This is a genomic window from uncultured Treponema sp. (assembly GCF_946187725.1).
In the GTDB taxonomy this organism is placed as follows: domain Bacteria; phylum Spirochaetota; class Spirochaetia; order Treponematales; family Treponemataceae; genus Treponema_D.
Map to the genome: position 1 here is coordinate 12,397 of NZ_CAMHSK010000005.1, position 20,707 is coordinate 33,103.

The following is a 20,707-nucleotide window of genomic DNA, read 5'->3' on the forward strand; positions in this document are numbered from 1 at the left end:
TAAAAGCCAATTTACGGCAAGTGTTAATCAACATTTCCTAGTCGCGCTCACTTACCCGATAATCCCAATTGTGCTTTGGGTAGCGTCCTTTCATCTCTTTGCAGATTTCAGTCCAGGCACCGCTCCAAAAATGCTCCAAATCATCCGTAATTTGAAGCGGGCGACTGGCCGGGGAAAGCAACTTTAACAGAACGGGCTTACCCAAAATCTTTGGTGTTTCAAAACAGCCAAAAATCTGCTGAATTATAATTTCAAGTGTCGGCTGAATTTCTCCATCAGCTTTCTTTTCATACTTGATTTTACGCTTTCTTCCGTTGGGCAAAGTAATCTGCAACGGAACTTTTGAATCAATATCCGCTCCATCTAAATACCAGTAAAGTGCATCAAAAATATCCTGCGCGTTGATTTTTTGTGACTTAACGAACGGTCGTAACCATTTTTCAGCATTTTGAGAGAGAGAAGCATATTTTTCACCAAGTTCATCGGCCTTTTTTTCAGCATATTTAATATAAAACTCTGCTCTAAGCAAAAACTCTTCTATTCGGCCATCAAGAGGCAGAGAAGTTAAACCTCTTTTTCTCACCAGGTCACAAAGTGCCAACGCAAAATCACCAGAATCCGCAGGCATTTTCTTTTCTTTCAGGACAAGCTCTCCGTAAACCGTAATTTCTTTTTTCTGAATCGAAAGATTCTTAAAATCATTTCCATTCGATTGCCCGACAAACTCAATTCTAATCTCTGTCTTCGCATGATTCTTTAAGAAATTTTCTGCCTGTTCATCAGATACACACTCAAACGAATAGATTTTTCCTGTCCGCTCACCAGCATCAACTTCTGGAGCAACAATCCATTTCGGAAAACCAGATGAAATTGCTGTATTACGAAATTTTGTCTGTGAAACAAGATTTTCCCGCGTTAGCCAGGCTGTCCGGCCAGAAGGAAAGTGATATTCGGCACGCTCTGCATTCAACGGCGTTTGTAATGAAAGCATTGCAAGACGATCCGGAAATCCCGACAAAACAGGAACCGTCATCTTCTCTGATTGAGCAAAATCCTGTCGTTCTTGTGAAAGCCTCTTTTTTAAGTCATTAAGAAAAATCTGCTGTCGTTCAACACTTGCTTCCGCATATTCACTAAATGGAAGAGCAGATTCAGCACCGCCCGCCAATGCTACACAAGCCAAACGCGGGTGAAGGCCAAGCTTCAAAATAGCCTTTCCTTTCGTCGTAATTTTATAAAAATCAGTGCCTGCCGAATTTCGTTTTACTTCAAGACAGTCAAGCATTTCAAGAAGCATACAGGCCGCTTTCCATGCAGAAGCATTCGGCACCGTAAGCCAGGACAGTTTTTCAATTTCACAAGAGCCCCATTGCGCACATTCGAGGACAAGCTGAGTCAAATCAGCACGAAGAATTTCCGGCACATTCTGTTCAATTAGCGGGTCATTTTTATCCCAAAGACGGATACATTTTCCTGCAGCAAGACGACCTGCACGACCCGCACGCTGCTCTGCACTAAAACGACTTTCTTTTTCCGTAACAAGATGTTCCATTCCAAGTGCGACATTCATTTTGTTCATGCGGCAAAGTCCAGAATCAATTACAACCCTGACACCAGGAACAGTCAGCGAAGTTTCGGCAATCGCAGAAGAAAGAATCACACGCTGGCAAGAATCTTTTGCAAGCGGTGAAAGAACCTTCCGCTGTTCAGAAACTGGAACCGACGAATGAAGAATCAGAATTTCAGTATTTAGATTTTGATTTGACAGCAGAAGTTCAAGTTCCGATTTGGTCTTTCGGATTTCATAAATGCCTGGCAGGAAAGCCAGCAAAGTTTCTCCATATCCGCGCATTGCATTTTTGTTCACTTCATCAAAAATTGCTTCAGCTACGCTTACATTCGGCTTATATTCAATCTCAACTGGAAACTGCCGCCCCGGAATTTGCATCACAGGTGCCGGTTTTTCTTTATTTCCCAAATATTCAGACAGCGAACGAGAATTTATAGTCGCGCTCATAACGATTACAAACAAATCGTCACGAAGCAGCATTGTTTCTTTTAAAAAAGCAAGTGCCAAATCAGAATGAATAGAGCGTTCATGAAATTCATCCAAAACAATCACGCTCACATCTTCAAGAAGTGGATCGGCCTGCAAACGACGAGTCAAAATGGCCTCAGTGATTACTTCAAGGCGCGTCGCTGAAGAGGTTTTTGAATCGAGATGAAGCCTGTAGCCCACAGATTTTCCAGTCTCTTCTCCAAGCAAATCAGAAAGCCTGTCGGCAATCGCTCTGGCTGCAAGTCGGCGTGGTTCAAGCATGAGAATCTTGCCTTCAAAATGTTCAAGAAGAGCAATTGGAACAGCGGTCGATTTTCCTGCTGCAGTCTCGGCCGTAAGCACCAAAAACCGAGATTCAGAAGACTTCAGCGTATCACAAATCTCATTAAGAAACGGAACAACCGGAAGAGAAGAAAGCAAATCGTGAGCACGAGAAAAATCAGGCATATAAAAGAAATAATAAAACTATCGTTAGTTTTTTAAATCAGATTTATCGAATGAAATTCGTCCAGACTTTCTTTTCAGATTCTGGTTGTGCGACACCAGCACTCTTTCCGGCTTCAATGCTCTTTAAAATCCATGCCATGTTTCGGCCGATTGTGTGCATAATCTGGATTCCTTCTTCGTCTTTCATAACATCATCGCCATTTGAACCGTGAACCATGTTCCAGTAACGTGAAGTAATGACAGGCTGCTGAGCATAAGTGATGTATTTGTTCAGAACATCGAGACAAGCTGTTGTGCCTGCACGGCGGGCAACAGTAACCGCTGCGGCTGGCTTAAAGCGAAGATATTTTTCTCCTTTCCAATAGAGCCTGTCTAGGAATGCAACCATTTCACCACTCGGAGAAGCATAATAGACAGGCGAACCGAGTACGATTCCGTCTGCGCTTTGCAACTTTTCAACCGCTTCATCAACAAGAGCGTCAATCTCGCCAGTGAGGGCTTTTCCACCGACCCAAAAAATCTCTGTGTCGATGCCATTTTCTTTGAGTGAATCAGCGACAAGATTCAATGCCGTGTAAGTGCTGCCTTTTTCGTTTCGGCTTCCATTAAAAAGAATTACTTTCATGCTTTTCTCCTCTTTTGTTGGTTTCCTATGTTATAATCAGATTTATGGAAAATCAAGCATCACTTTTTTCTTTCTGGGAAAATCTTACGACTGAACAAAAGAACTTTCTCGCAAATTCCGCACGAACGGAGATTTTTCCCCAGAACAAACTGATTCACCGCACGGACGGAGAATGCCGTGGAATCATGGCAGTTATCTGTGGAGCACTGCGTGTCTATTGCGTTTCCGACGAAGGCCGTGAAGTCACGCTTTACCGGGTAGAAAGCGGCGATGTATGCATTCTTTCGGCTTCCTGCCTGATGGATTCGATTGTTTTTGATGTTCTGATTGAAGCAATTGGCGAAACAAAAGTCTGCCTGATTCCGTCACAGGCACTCCACAAAGTTGAAAAAGAAAATCCTCTCGTTGAGCTTTACATCTATAAAAATGCGACCGAAAAATTTTCCGAAGTGCTATGGACACTCCAGCAGCTTCTTTTTATGAAAATTGACCAGAGGATAACCGCTTTCCTGCACGATGAATCCTTGCGTCAGAAAAGCACGGTTCTGTCGATTAAGCATGAAGATATTGCCAAAGAAATCGGCAGCGTGCGAGAAGTCGTCTCCAAAACGCTCAAATATCTGGAAGAAGAAGGACTCGTCCGGCTCGGTCGCGGAAAGATTGAAATTCTTAAGTAACTTTGTCACATACGATTTTTGATTTCCCGGTTATCTTTACGCTAAGAGGTAGCTATGAAATCAAAAAAATATGCTTCTGTTGACGAAAAAAGATGTGTCGCTTGCGGAGCTTGTGCGAATGTGTGTCCGCGCGGGGCAATTTCTGTCTTTCACGGTTGTTTTGCCCGCGTTGATTCAGAGATTTGCGTTGGCTGCGGCTTGTGCGGAAAAACCTGTCCGGTCGGTTGCATTGCGCCAGTTTTGCGGGAGGTAGAAGCATGAGCTATTTGAAACGAAAACCTTGGTATCAGTATCTTTGGATTTGGTCAATTCTTTATTTTTCACTAGGATTTTTTAACATTCTTTTTGCATGGCTTGGAATGATTGATTTTATACTTCCGCTGATTTTTGCAATTGTTGGTGGAAACAAGTGGTTCTGCAACAATATGTGCGGGCGCGGTCAGCTTTTCAATTTACTCGGCTCATCACTCAAACTTTCACGGAATAAAACGACTCCGCGTGCAATCAGCTCAAAATGGTTCCGATATGGATTCCTAGTCTTCTTTTTGACGATGTTCGGCAACATGGTTTTCCAGACATGGCTTGTAGCAAGCGGAGCAAAAAATCTGCGTCAGGTGGTCAAACTCTTCTGGACTTTCCGCGTGCCCTGGAAATGGGCATATACGCCAGGATTGCTGCCCGAAAGCCTTAATTGGATGGTTCAATTCAGTTATGGATTTTACAGTCTCATGCTGACTTCAACGCTCATCGGTTTGATTGTGATGGTTTTGTATAAGCCGCGAAGCTGGTGCACTTTCTGCCCGATGGGATGTATGACACAGAGTATTTGCAAACTCAAGCAGAAATAACGAACTCCGATTGCTTTGGCGTATTCGATGATGTCGTGGCGGTCGTGAAGATTCAATTTCTGGTAGATGGTGGTGAGCGAAAATTGTTTGCAACTGTGCAAGGAACAGCTCCGTTTGGAGATTCTACTAGTGCAAATATTGAGAACTCAAGTTTGAACTACAAATTTGAATGGCTATACCGTGCCGCAAAAAATCTATCTGCGCTCAACATATCCTAAGGTTGTGTGACAAAATCACATTACTTTCAGGATTCTTGTATTATAATACGGACTTGAGGTATAAACATGACAATTGAAGAAAAGGCAGAAACAGCCGCTCAGTTTAAGCTTTCTGGTCAGTGCAACTGCTGTCAGGCGGTCGCAAAAGTGTTCGCTGATACCGTAAATGTCAGCGAAGAGAACTTGCATCAACTGGCTTCAGGATTTGCGGCAGGAATGGGCTGTATGGAAGCAACTTGCGGAGCACTCGTTGGCGCAAACATGATTCTGGGCTTGCGAACTGAAGGAAACGGCACAGTAAAGCAGAGCCGTGAACTTCTTTCAAAATTTCGTCAGAAATGCGGTGCCGTCACCTGCAAGGACTTAAAAGGTGCTTCTACAGGTAAAGTACTCTGCGAATGTGACGACTGCGTAAGAAATGCAGTGCGTTCACTTGGCGAAATCCTCGGAGAATAAGACTTTCAAATTCTTAATTTTCTCTTAAACCCATACTACGGCCTTGCAAAATGGAATGACTATGTATACAGCACCAATCCAGAATTCGGAAACCACGGCTGGACAGAAGTTCAGGTTAACGGTCAAAAAATTCTCCTAGATGTGACATGGTCAAAAATGGATTCAAAATCAACAAAATGGAATTTTCTGACCAGATTGTTGTTGGCGAAACCTGTAAGTTCAATTTCTCTATTCCATCAGGAATTCTTTGGGCAACCTTCAACGGAACTGATCTTGGTGATGTTACCAACGGACAAGATTTTGAGATTTCTTGTCTCGAACCGGGCACCGTCACTTTCTACTACGCGCTTCCAGGTCAGAATCAGGGCTGGTCACTTATTTCTTATAAAGTTACCAGTTCTCGTTCAGCACCACAGGAAAACGCGGCAAGAGCAGCTTTTGCAAGCTACTAAAATCCTGCTTTGATTTCTTCAAGCACTTTCAAATCAGCAGTTGCATCTTCTAGCGGCGAGACAAGTTCGCTCTTTCCGTCCAGAAAATCAACTGCGTTTTGAATCATACCGCTGAAATAACCTGTCTTTTTCGGGAACTTGATTTTCTGCTTCGTGAGTGAGTAAAATCCTGTATAAAGTTTTGACTCCTCACGCTTGTAGAATTCGGCAATTCCGTTTCCAATAACGATTTTACCGAGAGTTCCCAAAATCTCAATTCTGAATTCAAAAAATTTACTTCTTCCGCTCATTTTTACCGTGACTTCTGGAATTACGCCAAAAGAGCTGGCAACCCCCTGATAATGAGCAGAAAAATTCCTGACAATCCCTTTTTCGTCCTTATGAACACCCGTAACAATCGGCTTCTCCAGTCTGGCATCAAGCAAAAACTGAACTATGTCCACAAGATGCGTTCCATCATGAAGCAAAGAATAGGCGCCATCTTTTTCAAATTCTTCACCATAAATCCGAAGTCCTGAATCCAATTCTCCGCTTACAGACTGAATCTCGCCTATTTCTTTTATCAAATTAACTACCGATAGATAGTCTTTTGCAAACCTGCGCTCATGATTCACCATAACGGGAACACCACATTCTACTGCCTTAGCACGAATTATTTCAGCTTCATCCGAATTGAGTGCAACAGGCTTTTCAAGAATCACTAACCGAGGTTTATATTCAATCGCTTTAAGGCATTCCTCAAGATGATGGTCTTCGTTTACAGCCACCGTAATTATATCAAGGCATGTCACATTTTCATAAAGTTCTTCGCTGGTAGGAAAAACAAGCGTAAATTCATTTTTGCGGTGATGTTTTTTCACATATTTTCGCCATGATTCAAGATTTTCTTCATCAGTGTCAGCAGCGGCAATCAGGCTGATTCGTTTGTTATTCAAAAGTGCCATAGTATGACTAGCCGGCTGCTCCCGTTTTTTATCAAAACCAAGCGTAAAACCGATTCTTCCAGTTCCAACAATCGCGGCATAATATCGTTTTTCTTCCATATAATATTTATCGGCGAATTACTTTGACTTATGGCAAAAATTTTATTATCTTTATTGCATCACTATTTAGAGGTACTTAAATGTCTGAAGAATGTACTCATGATTGTTCAAGCTGTGGTTCAAACTGTAAATCAAAAGATTTGCGAGCCACTCTCCGTGAAGGCAGTTGTGTTAAAAAAGTTATAGGTGTTGTTTCAGGAAAGGGCGGGGTTGGAAAATCGCTCGTCACAGCTTTGCTTGCTTCAAAAATGCGAAAAGCCGGATTCAAATCGGCAGTTCTGGATGCTGACATCACTGGCCCGTCAATTCCAACAAGTTTTGGTGTAACAGGTGACAGAGCCGAAGGTGACAAATCAGGTGCAATTTATCCAATCAAAACAAAATCAGGAATCCAGCTGATGAGCATGAATTTTCTTCTCGAAAAAGAAACTGATCCTGTTTTGTGGCGCGGTCCTGTAATTGCTGGCGCAGTAAGGCAATTTTGGACGGATGTCGTCTGGAGCGATGTTGATTTTATGTTCGTTGACATGCCTCCTGGAACAGGCGATGTTCCACTCACGGTTTTCCAGTCGCTTCCAGTCGATGGAATCATCGTTGTTTCATCTCCTCAGCAACTCGTCCGCGTAATTGTCGAAAAGGCAGTCCGAATGGCCGAAATGATGAAAGTTCCAATCATCGGTCTTGTAGAAAACATGAGCTATGTCAAATGCCCCAACTGCAACGAAGAAATTCAGGTATTTGGTGAAAGCAACATAAACGGAATCGCAAAAGATTACGGTATTCCTGTTCTTGCCCGAATCCCAATGAGTGCGGATATTTCAACAGCCATCGATGAAGGTGATGTTGAAAGGCTAGATGCAGAATTCCTGGACGCAGCAGAGGCGTTAATTAAAAATTTGTAATTAGCAAAGAGCGATTATGTGGGGGGAAGTCTCCCCCTCGCTCCAAAGCAGAGCTTTTCCGCTACCCCTTCTCCTAAGGTAGGGAGCCGTTCGCGAAAGCGAAAAAACTCGTGAGACGAGTTTTTAGGCGAGTCTTGGTGAAGGCTGTGCCTGAACCCAAGCCCCTTAAAATCCCCAATTTGGATAATCTATGAAATTACTTCTTGCTCCAATGGATGCGATTACGCACCAGGCTTTTAGAAATCTTGTCGGCCGTTTCGGTGGCTGTGACGAGTATTTCAATGAAATGATTAATGCTTCCTCGCTTCTTAGTTTTGGTGCCTGGGAAAAATACTATCTGCTTGACGGTCCTGAACCAGAAAAGCTTGTCTGGCAGCTTACAGACAAAAACGGCTCAAAAATGGCAGAGGCAGCAGCTTTTCTCGCACAGAAAAACGGCATCGGAATCGACCTGAACATGGGCTGTTCTGCCCCCCAAATCGCAAAAACTGGAGCAGGAATCGCCTGGATGACAAAGCCTGTCGAAGAAACCGCAGACATGGTTCGTAAAGTCAAATCCGTAATTGAGAATGCCGCAAAAGACGGCTCCAAGGCAAAAAGACTTTCTGTAAAACTCCGTCTGGGCGATGAATCCTACACCGAAGAAAAACTTCATGATTTTTGCGGCATGTTAATCAGCGAAGGCGTTCAAATGATTACGCTGCATGCACGCACGCAAAAGCAAAAACACTCAAGGCCTTCAAACTGGCATGCCGTTGAAAATCTCGCACTTCGATTTCCTGAAATTCCCGTGATTCTCAATGGAGATGTAAAAGACAGGGCAAGTTTTGAAGCTGCAAAAAATACGGCTCCTCACGCGCAGGGAATCATGATTGCAACAGCTGCCGTACAGAAACCATGGATTTTCGCTCAACTTTCAAAGCTTTCTGATTCAGAAAATTCTCCCTCATCACAAACAGAACAAAACAAAACCATCAATTGCAAGGAACTGGCTCTTCAGTTCATTGATGATGTAGAAAAATACCAGCCTAAAGAATTCTGGAAAACCCGACTCCAGAGATTTTTTGCATACTACTGCCTGAATTTTAGCTTCGGACATTATTTCCAGACATCTATGCTCAACGCAAAAGACAACGATGACGCAAGGGTCAGAATTCACGAATACTTCGAGAAATGCAAAAACGATAGTACCGCTATCATTTTCTAAATTTTTATATTGAAATATTTTCTATTTATGTTAAAATACTATGTTATAATCAAATAAATAATAGGGAGTATCTCATGAAAGTAAAGATTCTTTTCGCTTTTTCACTTTTTCTTGCAACTTTTGGCCTTTCCGCACAAACAGCAAAAGAGATTGCTACAATTTTCTGTGATTTGGACCGTGTTCCTGATTACAACTATTCCAGCCTAAGCCTGGAAAATATTGAGCCAAACGGCAAATCAGAAACAATTGAAATTTTGCAATATGGTGGCGGCGACAATGGCCTCAAGAATGTTGCTTTTGATTTTAGGGCTCCTGCCAGTGTAAAAGGTATGCGAGTTCTCCAGCTCGAAAAAGTCAAAAAAGCTGATGACCGCTGGGTTTTCCTTCCAAAATTGCGTCAGGCTCGCCGAATTCCAATGACCGAGCGAACAAAATCTTTCGGCGGCACAGAATTAACTTACAACGACATGACTGTCCGAAACGAAGACGAAGATGATAATGTCATCCTCGATGCCAATGCCAAAATCACTGTAAACGGTACGACATACAACTGCTGGAAAATGAAGTCAACCCCGTACAAACGAAGCGAAGTTGAATATCATTACAGAGTTTCATGGTTCGACAAAAAAAGTTATGTTCCTGTCCGAATCGAATATTTCGACTCTAAAGACAAAATGATTAAGACCTACGAGTGCACCAAACTCGAAATGGTCAAAGGCGTTACCGGCATTGAATACCCGCTCCGCCGCTCAAATATCATCACAAATCTTGTTACCGGCCGCAAAACAATTGCTACAGTAAAAGATTTTGTTTTTGACGAGCAGATTTCTTCCGCTTACTTTACACAGCACTGGCTCACAACAGGAAAAGCTCCAAAAGTCAAGGGAATTAAGCAGTAAATTTGTACGATTAAGACAAATTTAACAACTTGCAAATAAAATTTTTTTTTGATATATTATAAACATCTATTCAAAAAAAAGGGGCTTTATCATGGCTTTGAAAAAATCTTACTCTAAAGACAAGAAAACTTGCAATGTAACTTTTACTGTATCTCCTGAGGCAGCACAGGGAGCTAAAACAGTAACTATCGCCGGAGATTTCAATAGCTGGAGCAGCACAGAAACTCCTCTCAAAAAGGGCAAAGACGGTTCTTTCTCTGTCAAACTTGCACTCGAGTCAGGAAAAGAATATCAGTTCCGATACCTTCTTGACGGAACCCGTTGGGAAAATGACTGGGCTGCTGACAAATATATTCCAGCACCATTCAGTTCAACAGACAATTCTGTAGTTCTTTGCTAGTTTCTATTTTATATTAAAAAAAGGCACTCACAATCGAGTGCCTTTTTTTGTTTTATCATGGGATGTGTTTATCATGGAATGTGAATTACTTCGCGGGGTTTGCTTCCATTTGAAGGACCTACAATTCCACGAGCTTCCATATCTTCAACCAGACGAGCCGCGCGGTTATAACCGATTTTCAGACGGCGCTGAATATAACTTGCACTTGCTTTGCCAGCCTGAACAACAATTTGTAATGCCTGATCATAAAGCGGATCTTCGCCATCACTGAACAAGCCCGGCTCATCATCAACATCTTCATCATCATCTACGAAAATCTCATCATCGATATAGTCAGGGCCGCCAAATGTTTTAACATAGTTTACAACATTTTCAACTTCATTATCACTGACGAGAGTTCCCTGAATTCGTGTCGGTATCGGATTGACTGCCGAAGTATACAGCATATCGCCTTTTCCAAGCAATTTTTCTGCTCCAACACTATCAATAATGATATTCGAGTCTGTACGGCTTGCAACCATGAATGCAATTCGGCTCGGAATATTTGCCTTAATCAGACCCGTAATGACATTTACTGACGGACGCTGTGTTGCAAGAACAAGATGAATACCAACAGCACGACTCATTGCGGTAAGACGGGCAACATTTGTTTCAAGCTCTTTTCCACTTGTTGCCATCAAATCCGCAAACTCATCTATAATTACAACGATATACGGTAATTTTTCTGTCGCAATATTTCTTTCACGAATTCTCGTGTTGTAATTAACGATATCACGGACTCCCATTCCATCAAGAAGGGCATAGCGTCTTTCCATTTCACAGATACAATACTGCAAAACCTGCAAAGCCCGTTTCGGTTCTGTAACAACCGGAGTAAGAAGATGAGGAATGTCATTATAGAGTTTCAGCTCAACAACTTTCGGGTCGACCATTATCAATTTGACATCGTTCGGAGAGCGATTGTACAAAATCGAAAGAATGATAGAGTTTACGCAGACAGATTTTCCTGCACCAGTCGCACCAGCAATCAAAAGGTGAGGGGTTTTTGCAATATCGATAATCTGTGACTGACCAGAAATGTCTTTTCCCAAAATGACCGGAATCGACATCTTTTTGAATTCCGGCAAGTCCTGCTCAATAATCTCACGGAACGATACAACAGCACGCTCTTTGTTCGGAATTTCAATACCGACCGCATGACGACCTGGAATCGGAGCAACAATACGAACTGATTTAGCCGCAAGTGCAAGGGCAATATTATCCTGCAGGTTTACGATTTTGCTCAATTTTACGCCAGGAGCTGGCAGAAGCTCAAACATCGTAACGACAGGGCCCTTTCGAATACCAGTAACTTCGGCTTCAATACCGAATTCATTCAAAGTGCGCTTGAGGTTTTCTCCGGCCATTTTTGTCTCATCATCAATGCGCCAATACTCTTCATTTTCAAATTTTTCGAGCAAATCTGTAGGGATTTTATAATTTGCCAACTTACGGTAGTTAGGTTTTTCAGTCTCTACAGCTTTTTTCTCTTCTTCCTGTGCTTTCTGAGTCTCTTCAACTTCTGCTTCCGAAATTACATCCGGTGCTTCGATTTCATCATCAAAATCAATGTCATTTATTTCGTCTATCTGACCGAGAATTTCTTCATCGTTTTCATCCGAACTCTCTAAATCATTTTCATCAAGAGTTTCGTCTTCCTCAAACTCAGAAGTTTCATCAAATTCTTCAGCGACAGTTTCTTCATCATCCTCATCTTCATAAGGATTTCCATCGGCATCAACTACAGGCTTTGCTGTCGGATCAAATTCGTAATCTTCAAAAGTAGTCTCTGCATCATCTTCAAGAATAGGCTCCGGCTGATACAGTGAATCTTTGGCAACCGGTGCAGCCTGATTCTTAATCACTGGATTTGCGGCGGCATCCGCTTCCATTTGAGAAAAAATATCTTCTACACCGAGAGGATTTCCGCTTCCATCTGATTCCGCAGTTTCATCAGGATTTTTTTCGGCAATGTCTTCGATGTTAATGTATTCTGCAGGATTTTCTTCTATTTTCGATTCAATTTCTGCATTTTCAAACTGAGGTTCTTCGTTTGGAATCGGCTCAAAATCCGGCTCGTCAGAAAATTCATCAAAATCTTCAAAACTTACAGGCTGAGCGTCACTCATTTCATCGTATTCGCTCTGGAAATCTTCTGCATTGACTGGAAGTTCTTCTTCTTCAATAGGATTAAATTCTGTTTCTTCCTCAGAAAGTTCCGGTTCGGCATTTCCAGCAACTTCTTCCTCTGGTTCAGAAATTTCAGATTCGAAAAATTCTGTCTCCATAATTTCAGGAACGCTTGGAGCAGAAGAATCTTCAGTCTCTTCATGAGCTTCTTCAGATTCAGGAACTACCTCTGGCTCATCAAAATCTTCTGGCTCAGAAGCAACTTCCGGTTCCGTAAATTCTTCGCTTTCGCCTGGAACCTCTTCACCTTGAGGAATTGCTTCAGGTTCAACAAGTTCATCTGTGCCTTCTTCAATCTTTTCTGATTCTGGTTCAAAGGCTTCTTTCGAAACGACCGGCTCTTCTTCAATAAGTGTCGAATCTTCAACCAAAGTATCTTCATCATCAGAGTTTTTCAGTTCGGCTTCCTGAGACTTTTCCTGCTCATCAAAAATATGCTCAAAAGGTGATGGTTCTTCCGGCACTTTAGGCTCCGCAAAATCGTCATCCCCAAGCAAATCTTCTTCATTCACAGTTTCTGGCAGAACGGCATTTTCATCAAAATCTTCATGCTCAATAATTGTCGGATCTTCGCTAACCGTCGCTTCTTCCGAATTAGATTCCGCAGGTTTTCCGTCATTAATCAAATCTTTTAGAAGTTCTTTCTGCTGAAGGAAAATTTTGTCATTTGAAAGATCAAGTGTTTCTTCTTCGTCAGAATAATCTTCATCATCTTCGTCACTGCCATCATCAAAGATTCGCTCTTCCTCGTCTTCAACAGCAGTTTCGGGAAGCTCATTGAATTCCTTTCCCTCAGAGAAAGAATTTTCGAGCACATCACCCAAGATAGACAGCAAAAGGTATTCAGCGGCAAGAATCAATGAGCCGATTAAAAGAGTTGACGCGAGTTTGACAATCATCACGCTGTCAGAATCAGAGGAAATAATCATGCGGCAAATGTGTTCAATCGCATCAAGCGTAAAAAATGGAATTATCGAACCAAGAAGCAGAACTCCGTTTCTAAGCCGCCATTTCGACATAAAACATTGAATTCCAGCGGCAATAAGGAAAATCGGAATACAAATTGAACTCAATCCGTAAACACCGGTAAACATTTTTCCAAGTGAGTAGAAAATCGAATTTTTAGCAGGATTGAGGCCGCCAAAATCTATGGCAACTAAAAGCAAAGAAATAGAAAACAAAGCCGCAAGAACAAAAAGCACGATTCCTGCAGCTGCCGAATATTTAAAATTCTTTTTCATCAGTTCTCCATGTGCAGGAGGCAGAATACTTTCCGAACTCCTACTTTATGATTATCGGTTTTTTGAAAAAAAGGTTAAGAGCGGAATTTGGGGAACATTGAATTGAATTTTTTTTTACTTTTTACCAAGCAATGTAAAATCGCTCACAGGAGAACTGTACACAATTCCCATGCCAGGTTCTTTGAGGCATTTAAGTTCGCCAATCGCACCAAGAACGGCTTCTTTTTTTTCATGCTCCACAATGATAATCAACATGTCTTTTTCTGGAACAATATGCACGCCAAAGAATTTTTCATCGTCCTCGCGGGCAGTGCCTCGTGCATTCAGGACTGTACCACCGCTCGCACCAGCTTTTCGGGCCGCAAACATCACATCGTCAGCGTAGCCTTTGTTCACAATGACAGTAATCATGTCGCGGTCTTTTGTATTTGATTCACTCATATTTTCTCCTTTTGATTCTACGGCGGAATTTGAACCGAAAACAGAACCTGCTTTCATCAGATTGTCAACATCAAGCGCAAAAAGCTCTCCAAATCCTGATTTTTCATTTTTTGCAGATTCGACGATTGCATTTATAATTGAAGATTTTTTCTCGGATTCGATGACCATGTAAATCAAATCTTTCGTCGTTTCGCCCATGCCAAGAATGGCACCGAAATTTGATTTTGCCAAAGCCCGCCCCATAAGAACAGAACCGCCACCACAACCAGAATCAACAGCGGCCTTTGTAAGCTTTTCGCCTTTGTCGTGAGGGACGATGCTTACAATCAATTTGAACATACTCATTTTTCTGCCTCCGACCCGATTTTTGCCTTTTCAGAACGATTTGTTTTAATTCTGAAGATAATGCCAAGAATTTGAATCGCTATCAGCGGAGTCATCGCTACAAGAGCAATCACACCAAATGCGTCCACCGCAGGATTTCCACCACTTGCAGAAGATGCTCCAAGAGTGAAAGAAAGGACAAAAGTGCTTGTCATTGGACCTGAAGCAACGCCGCCGGAATCAAAAGCAATTCCAGTAAAAAGTTTTGGACTAATGAACGAGAGGAGAAGGGCAAGAGCGTAACCCGGAATCAGAATATACCAGAGGGAGAAAGCAAAAAGCACCCTTAACATGGAAATTCCGATTGAGAGCGCAACACCAGAACTCAAAGCCACAAGCATCACTTTTCGCTTGATTGTACCGCCGGAGATTGACTCAACCTGATCCGTCAAAACCCAGACAGCCGGTTCTGCACAAACAACAATAGCCCCGAAAACAAAGCCCACCGCAACAAGAAGAACTGTCCAAAAAGCGCCCGTTCTGCTTGCCACACCCAAAACTTCGCCCAAAGCCTCTCCAGCCGGCATAAAACCGCCCTGTGCTCCAGTCAGAAACAGAATCAAACCGACAAAGCTCAGGACAAATCCCCGAATCATTCGTACGACTTGCATCGGAGGCATTTTTAAGAGAAAAAGCTGAAAAACTGCCGCCATTGCAACAAGCGGAGCAAGAGCTGCCGAAACTTCTTTTAAAATTGAGGGCAGAAGATTCAGGAACACGAAAATTCCCTGGCCGAGAGAATGTGCCGACTCAGCAGAAAGACTTTCTGAATCAGAAGCATTGCCGCCGTTCAGCACAATTCCGTAAATGATTACCGCAAGCACTGGTCCGACAGAAGCAATTCCCGTAAGACCGAAAGAATCATCGCTCGAAGAAGAAAGCTTGCCGTTTTTTGCAGATTTTGAACGAACAGCCGCCACACCGACACCCAATGCCATGATGAACGGAACGGTCATAGGTCCAGTGGTGGCACCACCCGAATCAAACGCAACTCCCTGAAATGTAGCTGGAGCCAGAAAAGCCAGCGCGAATACAGCAATGTATGAAATCGTAAGAAGAATATTGAGCGGAATCGAAAGAACAGTACGCAGGATGCCGAGTGCAACAAAAAGCCCGACACCCACGCCAATCATCAGAATCAAGCCCCATTTGCTTACTTGTGGCGCAATTCCTTTTACCTGGTCGGCAAGCACCTGAACATCCGGTTCCGCGACAGTAACAATGAAACCAATCAAAAAAGCCGCAGCAAGCAAGAGAGGAAGGCTCCTCTTTGCAGTAAGGGCAGCTCCACTCCGTTCGCCAATCGGCAGGATTCCGATGTCAACGCCCAGAAGAAAGATTGTAAGGCCGACAATTACGAGAATTCCGCCGAGCACGAATCGTGTTAGCACGAAAAACGGCATGGGAGCAACCGTAAGCCCAAGCAAAATAACCATGAGCATAATCGGTAGCACAGAGGAAACGGTTTCTTTGAATTTCTGAAATATATCCATTTAATTTGAAAAAAAACTAAACTGTTCGAAAACGCGATTAGTTGCTTTCTGCAGCTCCAGGCAATCCGATGTCTTTGCGGTAGAACATTCCGTCAAATTTTACACCTTTCATTGCTTCGTAAGCCTTTTTCCAGGCTTCATCAAAGGTTTCGCCATGAGCAGAGCAAGCAAGAACCCGACCGCCATTCGTAACAAGAGTCTTCTCTTTTGTTCTTCTGTCATCAATTGCACCAGCAATAAAGATTTTTGCTCCTGCGCCTTCAATCACAGAATTGTCAAAAGCAATTTCCCTGCCCTTTGCATATTTGACTGGATAACCGCCACTTACAGCAACAGGTGCAACCTGAAAACCGCTCTTCCATTTCATTTCAAAAGAATCAAGCGAACCGTCAGTAATTGCCTGACAAAGATCTGCAAAATCAAAATCCATCATTGGAAGAACAGCCTGTGTTTCAGGATCACCCAGACGAACATTATATTCAAGAGCTTTTGGACCAGATTTTGTAATCATGAGGCCAAAGAAAATAAATCCCCTGTAGTCCATTTTTTCTGCAATAAGACCTTTGAGCGTCGGCTGAAGAATATTTTTTTCAAAAGCAGCCATTGTTTCAGCAGTGACATCTTCAAGCGGGCAGACAGCACCCATTCCGCCAGTATTTGGACCTTGTGCTCCGTCAAGAAGACGCTTATGGTCACGAGCAGGCAGGAACGCTTTGATGCATGCCTTTCCGTTCGCAGCAGATTCTTCTGTTACGCTAACTGCAGCAAGAACAGAAATTTCAACCCCCTGCAAGTATTCTTCGATTACGAGTTTTTTTGCCGCATCGCCCAGGCCGTTCATCAAATCCTCAACGGCTTTTTCGGCTTCTTCGAGAGTTTTTGCAACGACAACGCCTTTACCAGCCGCAAGACCGTCAGCCTTTACGACGATTGGCGCACCCTTTTCACGGATATAAGCAATTGCCGAATCTTTATCAGTGAATGTCTGTGAATCAGCACAGGCAACACCATATTTCTGCATAAAGACTTTTGATAAATCCTTTGACGCTTCAAGTGCCGCACCTTTTGCCTTTGGACCAACCGTAGGAATTCCCGCATTCCAAAGTGCATCAGCAATTCCATCTGCGAGAGGGTCTTCTGGACCGACTACAGCGAATTTGACATTCTCTGACTTGGCAATAGAGCAAGCAGCCTCATTGAAAGAAATGTTTTCTGTGGCAGGATTTGCCTGTGGGTCAACATTCCGGCATTTTGCTTCATGAGCAGTACCGCCGTTTCCAGGAACACAAATCACTTCATCAACCAGCTTTGACTGGGCAAGTCTCCAGGCGATTGTATGTTCTCTTCCGCCACTTCCAATTACCAGAACTTTCATTTTTTACCTCATATTTTTATTTGCTTTGCAAAGGATTTACAGAATTTGGGCAAGTTTTTTTGCCATAAGAAGCGCGAATATGATTTTGTCTTTTTTGAAAGTGCGTGCCGGCCTGTATAAGTCGTAGCAGACAAAAAGCTGATTCGCTCCAGCTTCATCTTTAACCAAGTATTCAATCGTAGAAGAAATATCGGCTGCATGATAAAGCTCATACCGTTCCTCATCAATCGAACTTAATACATTTGTGTTATCAAGATGCAGGAAATCATATTTATTCAGCAGTTTGAAGTAATGCTTATCCTGAGCCATAAAAGCACTTCGGACATCATCATCGTCTTCACCGACGACATAAAGCAACTTCAAATCTTTGTTGTAAACCGTGATTTTTGAAATTTGAAGATACTTTCGGATTAATTCAAGCACCCTTGTAACAGTCTGGCCTTTAGTCGTGTCGATTTCACCCATCTGATGGCAAATTTCGAGTTCGGCCTCAACGCACTCATTAAAATACTGACCAGAAGCATCACGGCCATCAGCCTGCTTATTTTCGATTAGGATTTTGCTGTGTGCTTCGGGCTTATAAAGAATGTAGCAGTTTCGGCCACGATATTTCGCAATGTAAAGAGATTTATCCGCAATCTCAAAAAGTTCTTCATAAGATTTAGCATTTAGCGGGAAACGGGCAATTCCCATAGAACAGGTGACAACACTCTCTGGCTCAACATTCGTGATGTTCCATTGGATTTCGGTCCGTATGTTCCTTGCGATGGTCCTTATGTCGTCTTCTTCAGTTACATCCAGGAGAACAAGGAATTCGTCTCCACCAATTCGGCCTGCAATTCCACGACCTTTGATTGCATCGTTTATGCAGCTTGAAATTGTAACAAGAACCTTGTCGCCAAAAATATGCCCAAAAGAATCATTACATTCCTTGAACTTGTCAGCATCCAAAATGATGAGCGAACACGGCATTTTATCTTCATTGATTTTTTTGATTGCCAGTTCCGTGATTGCCTTTTTGTTGTAAAGCCCAGTGAGACCGTCCCGACTTTCGGAATAGGCGTTCATGAGCGGCACATTGTTTTTGGTGAAATTGATTGAAGCAACGATGCTTGATTTTCTTCGGGTACTGGTTTTGATTGTATGAACTGTAAGGATTTTTTTATCGACTTGAAGCAACGAATAATACTTGTTTGATACAAACGCTTCGATATTATCAAACATTGAGTGAAGCTGGTCTGCCGTATCCTCGTTATGAAGATTTAACTGGAATGTCTTTGAAAAATAATCCTTGAACACATCTTTTGAGCCTTCAAAAATCGTTGTTAAATCTTTTGTGTTTTTAAGGATGAATTGTTTGCCGTCGAAAGTGAAATAGTAGGCATCAAAATTCTGCATGAGAGCAGAATACTCGCGCCTTTCAAGCAGTGCCTTGTCTAAAAGTTCCCGCGAATACGAAAGCTCTTCGATTATGACCCGGAAATATTCATCTTCTTTTGTGATTGTAAAAATAGTCGAAATGTAATTTTCTAAGGATTTTATATTTGCAAGAAAACTTCGTCGTGGGGTTTCATCACCGAAATTTTCAAGGAAGTAGCGAAGATTTTTTGCATCAGAATCTTCAAGAATGTTTGAGATATTTACATTGAAATCAGTTTTTTGTACAAGCTTGAGAAAAGAGCGGTTTCCATCTTTGACATTTAATTCTTTGTCAATGACGAAACTTATATCACTAAGCCTTCGATGATTCATTGATTTCAAAATGTTTTCCCCACCTCCATTTTGAATGCAAAATCATCTGATTATAGCATATTTTAATAGAAAAAATGAACCGTTTTTCAAGCATTTTTTAAAACTTGCATCATTTTTTCCAATAATCAGGAAGGAGGAATATAATCAGGTTGTAAAGCTCAAGACGACCGGCAATCATTGCAAAACAATACCAGTACTTTAAGAAAGGACAGAGGAACCCGCAGTTTGCCGAAGGATTCAATGCACCAAAGGCAGGTCCGACATTTCCGACCATTGAAAGGCCTGCCGTAAGACTCGTAAAAATGTCCAGCCCGCAGAAAGTGCTGACCATCATCGTAATAAAAACAAGGGCAAAATAGACAAATGTAAAGGCCGCAACATTGAAGACCAAATCTTTCCGACCAGCTTTTTTGTTAATGCTGATGCTGAAAATTCCGTGGGGATGCAACATCCGAAGCATTTCGTTCTGTGCCTGTTTTTTTAGAACAACCCATCGGATAATCTTGAATCCACCCGAAGTTGAACCAGAAGAACCACCAGTAAAAAAAAGAAGAAAGATGAAAAACTGTGCGGCGTGCGGCCAATTCGTAAAATCTGCGGTACCGTAACCAGTTGTAGTCATTACAGAAGCTACCTGAAAACTTGAATAACGGAGAGCCTTTGCAAAAGAACCGTAATGCGGAACCAAAACCAATGCAATTACTATCACGCAAATCAAAAAGAGTGAAATGTACGCTTTGAGTTCGGAATTCTTTTTTACTTCGTCAAATTTTCCTGTGATGATATAGAAGTAAAGGCTGAAATTCACGCCAGCGAGGAACATGAACACCGTGCAGACTATTTCGACCGCAAGTGAATTATATGCACCAATGCTCGCGTTCCGTGTAGCAAAACCGCCAGTGCCAAGCGTAGAAAATGCGTAGGAAAGCGAATCAATTACATCGAGACCGCATATTTTGAGCGCAATAAAATGAGCCACCGTGAAACCAAAATACAAAAGCCAGAGAGTTTTTGCGGTGCTTGCGATTTTAGGTGTAATTTTGCCCTTGTCAGGACCAGTGCTTTCCGCCTTGATAAGCTGAAAACCGCCCACTCCAAGAAGCGGCAGAAGTGCTACGGTAAGAGCGATGATTCCCATTCCGCCGAGCCAGTGCATCTGACATCGCCACAAATTTATTGAACGGGGAAGTGATTCAACATCACTTAAAATTGTCGCACCGGTAGTAGAAAATGCGGAAACGCTTTCAAAAAGCGCATCATGAAAGACAGAAATTGAACCAGAAAGCAAAAGCGGAACGCTTCCAAATACACTGATTGAAATCCATGCAAGCGCAACGAAAGCAAATACGCTCCTGATTGAAAACTTGACTGCTGTTTTTTTGCCCGCAAAGTAAAAAATCGCACCAACAACAAGCGAAACAGCCAGCGGAAGCGCAAAGCTCGAAATCACGCCAAATTCACCGCAAGCAAGGGCCGTCGCAATCGGAATAACAAGGCTTACCCCCACAATCGAGAGAACAATAAAAATCAAACGGGCGAATACGAATATTTGTGTCATT

Annotated in this window: 18 protein-coding genes; 9 read left to right on the top strand and 9 right to left on the bottom strand. The window is 42.4% G+C overall.

Annotated features, from left to right (window positions below):
- Positions 1–37 precede the first annotated feature (37 nt).
- Together Q0Q74_RS03210 and Q0Q74_RS03215 are read right to left on the bottom strand one after the other, a co-directional pair.
- Positions 38–2,506, bottom strand: a complete 2,469-nt coding sequence (locus tag Q0Q74_RS03210) for an ATP-dependent helicase C-terminal domain-containing protein (protein ID WP_294428453.1) — start codon at positions 2,504–2,506, stop codon at positions 38–40.
- A gap of 43 nt (positions 2,507–2,549) precedes the next feature.
- The gene (locus Q0Q74_RS03215) at positions 2,550–3,131 is read right to left on the bottom strand and encodes a flavodoxin family protein (protein WP_294428454.1); all 582 of its coding nucleotides are present in this window, start codon (positions 3,129–3,131) and stop codon (positions 2,550–2,552) included.
- Positions 3,132–3,175: 44 nt separating this feature from the next.
- Between Q0Q74_RS03215 and Q0Q74_RS03220 the strand changes: the two genes are divergently transcribed.
- The 5 genes from Q0Q74_RS03220 (at position 3,176) to Q0Q74_RS03240 (ending at position 5,782) form a co-directional block, all read left to right on the top strand.
- The gene (locus tag Q0Q74_RS03220) at positions 3,176–3,808 is read left to right on the top strand and encodes a Crp/Fnr family transcriptional regulator (RefSeq protein WP_294428456.1); all 633 of its coding nucleotides are present in this window, start codon (positions 3,176–3,178) and stop codon (positions 3,806–3,808) included.
- A 54-nt stretch (positions 3,809–3,862) separates the two neighbouring features.
- The gene (locus tag Q0Q74_RS03225; RefSeq protein ID WP_294428458.1) at positions 3,863–4,069 is read left to right on the top strand and encodes a 4Fe-4S binding protein; all 207 of its coding nucleotides are present in this window, start codon (positions 3,863–3,865) and stop codon (positions 4,067–4,069) included.
- On the top strand, positions 4,066–4,656 hold the full coding sequence (locus tag Q0Q74_RS03230; protein ID WP_294428461.1) for a 4Fe-4S binding protein: 591 nt from the start codon (positions 4,066–4,068) through the stop codon (positions 4,654–4,656). Before Q0Q74_RS03225 ends, Q0Q74_RS03230 begins: the two co-directional genes overlap by 4 nt.
- 284 nt (positions 4,657–4,940) lie before the next feature.
- Positions 4,941–5,330 (top strand): C-GCAxxG-C-C family protein, encoded by a 390-nt coding sequence (locus Q0Q74_RS03235; RefSeq protein ID WP_294428463.1) that lies wholly within the window; start codon positions 4,941–4,943, stop codon positions 5,328–5,330.
- A 146-nt stretch (positions 5,331–5,476) separates the two neighbouring features.
- The gene (locus Q0Q74_RS03240; RefSeq protein WP_294428464.1) at positions 5,477–5,782 is read left to right on the top strand and encodes a hypothetical protein; all 306 of its coding nucleotides are present in this window, start codon (positions 5,477–5,479) and stop codon (positions 5,780–5,782) included.
- Here the strand turns inward: Q0Q74_RS03240 and Q0Q74_RS03245 are convergent.
- On the bottom strand, positions 5,779–6,825 hold the full coding sequence (locus tag Q0Q74_RS03245; RefSeq protein WP_294428465.1) for a Gfo/Idh/MocA family oxidoreductase: 1,047 nt from the start codon (positions 6,823–6,825) through the stop codon (positions 5,779–5,781). The two genes, Q0Q74_RS03240 and Q0Q74_RS03245, sit on opposite strands and share 4 nt — an antisense overlap.
- Positions 6,826–6,905: 80 nt before the next feature.
- Between Q0Q74_RS03245 and Q0Q74_RS03250 the strand changes: the two genes are divergently transcribed.
- The 4 genes from Q0Q74_RS03250 (at position 6,906) to Q0Q74_RS03265 (ending at position 10,233) form a co-directional block, all read left to right on the top strand.
- On the top strand, positions 6,906–7,727 hold the full coding sequence (locus Q0Q74_RS03250) for an Mrp/NBP35 family ATP-binding protein (protein ID WP_294428467.1): 822 nt from the start codon (positions 6,906–6,908) through the stop codon (positions 7,725–7,727).
- A 190-nt stretch (positions 7,728–7,917) separates the two neighbouring features.
- Positions 7,918–8,934: a tRNA-dihydrouridine synthase family protein gene (locus Q0Q74_RS03255; RefSeq protein ID WP_294428468.1), complete on the top strand. Its 1,017-nt coding sequence runs from the start codon at positions 7,918–7,920 to the stop codon at positions 8,932–8,934.
- A gap of 74 nt (positions 8,935–9,008) precedes the next feature.
- Positions 9,009–9,833: an outer membrane lipoprotein-sorting protein gene (locus tag Q0Q74_RS03260; protein ID WP_294428470.1), complete on the top strand. Its 825-nt coding sequence runs from the start codon at positions 9,009–9,011 to the stop codon at positions 9,831–9,833.
- Between the two features lie 91 nt (positions 9,834–9,924).
- The gene (locus Q0Q74_RS03265; RefSeq protein ID WP_294428472.1) at positions 9,925–10,233 is read left to right on the top strand and encodes an isoamylase early set domain-containing protein; all 309 of its coding nucleotides are present in this window, start codon (positions 9,925–9,927) and stop codon (positions 10,231–10,233) included.
- A 71-nt stretch (positions 10,234–10,304) separates the two neighbouring features.
- On the opposite strand, the gene Q0Q74_RS14185 is transcribed toward Q0Q74_RS03265, so the two are convergent.
- The 6 genes from Q0Q74_RS14185 to Q0Q74_RS03295 form a co-directional block, all read right to left on the bottom strand.
- Positions 10,305–13,703: a DNA translocase FtsK gene (locus Q0Q74_RS14185; protein WP_367268323.1), complete on the bottom strand. Its 3,399-nt coding sequence runs from the start codon at positions 13,701–13,703 to the stop codon at positions 10,305–10,307.
- A gap of 114 nt (positions 13,704–13,817) precedes the next feature.
- Positions 13,818–14,489 (bottom strand): P-II family nitrogen regulator, encoded by a 672-nt coding sequence (locus Q0Q74_RS03275; protein WP_294428474.1) that lies wholly within the window; start codon positions 14,487–14,489, stop codon positions 13,818–13,820.
- A complete protein-coding gene (locus Q0Q74_RS03280) occupies positions 14,486–16,021 on the bottom strand; it encodes a DUF1538 domain-containing protein (RefSeq protein WP_294428475.1) in 1,536 nt (511 codons plus the stop codon). Before Q0Q74_RS03280 ends, Q0Q74_RS03275 begins: the two co-directional genes overlap by 4 nt.
- A 37-nt stretch (positions 16,022–16,058) precedes the next feature.
- The gene (gene purD / locus Q0Q74_RS03285; RefSeq protein ID WP_294428476.1) at positions 16,059–17,396 is read right to left on the bottom strand and encodes a phosphoribosylamine--glycine ligase; all 1,338 of its coding nucleotides are present in this window, start codon (positions 17,394–17,396) and stop codon (positions 16,059–16,061) included.
- 36 nt (positions 17,397–17,432) lie between these two features.
- Positions 17,433–19,148 (bottom strand): GGDEF domain-containing protein, encoded by a 1,716-nt coding sequence (locus tag Q0Q74_RS03290; RefSeq protein ID WP_294428697.1) that lies wholly within the window; start codon positions 19,146–19,148, stop codon positions 17,433–17,435.
- Positions 19,149–19,257: 109 nt separating this feature from the next.
- A complete protein-coding gene (locus tag Q0Q74_RS03295) occupies positions 19,258–20,706 on the bottom strand; it encodes a TrkH family potassium uptake protein (protein WP_294428477.1) in 1,449 nt (482 codons plus the stop codon).
- Between the last annotated feature and the right edge of the window lies 1 nt (position 20,707).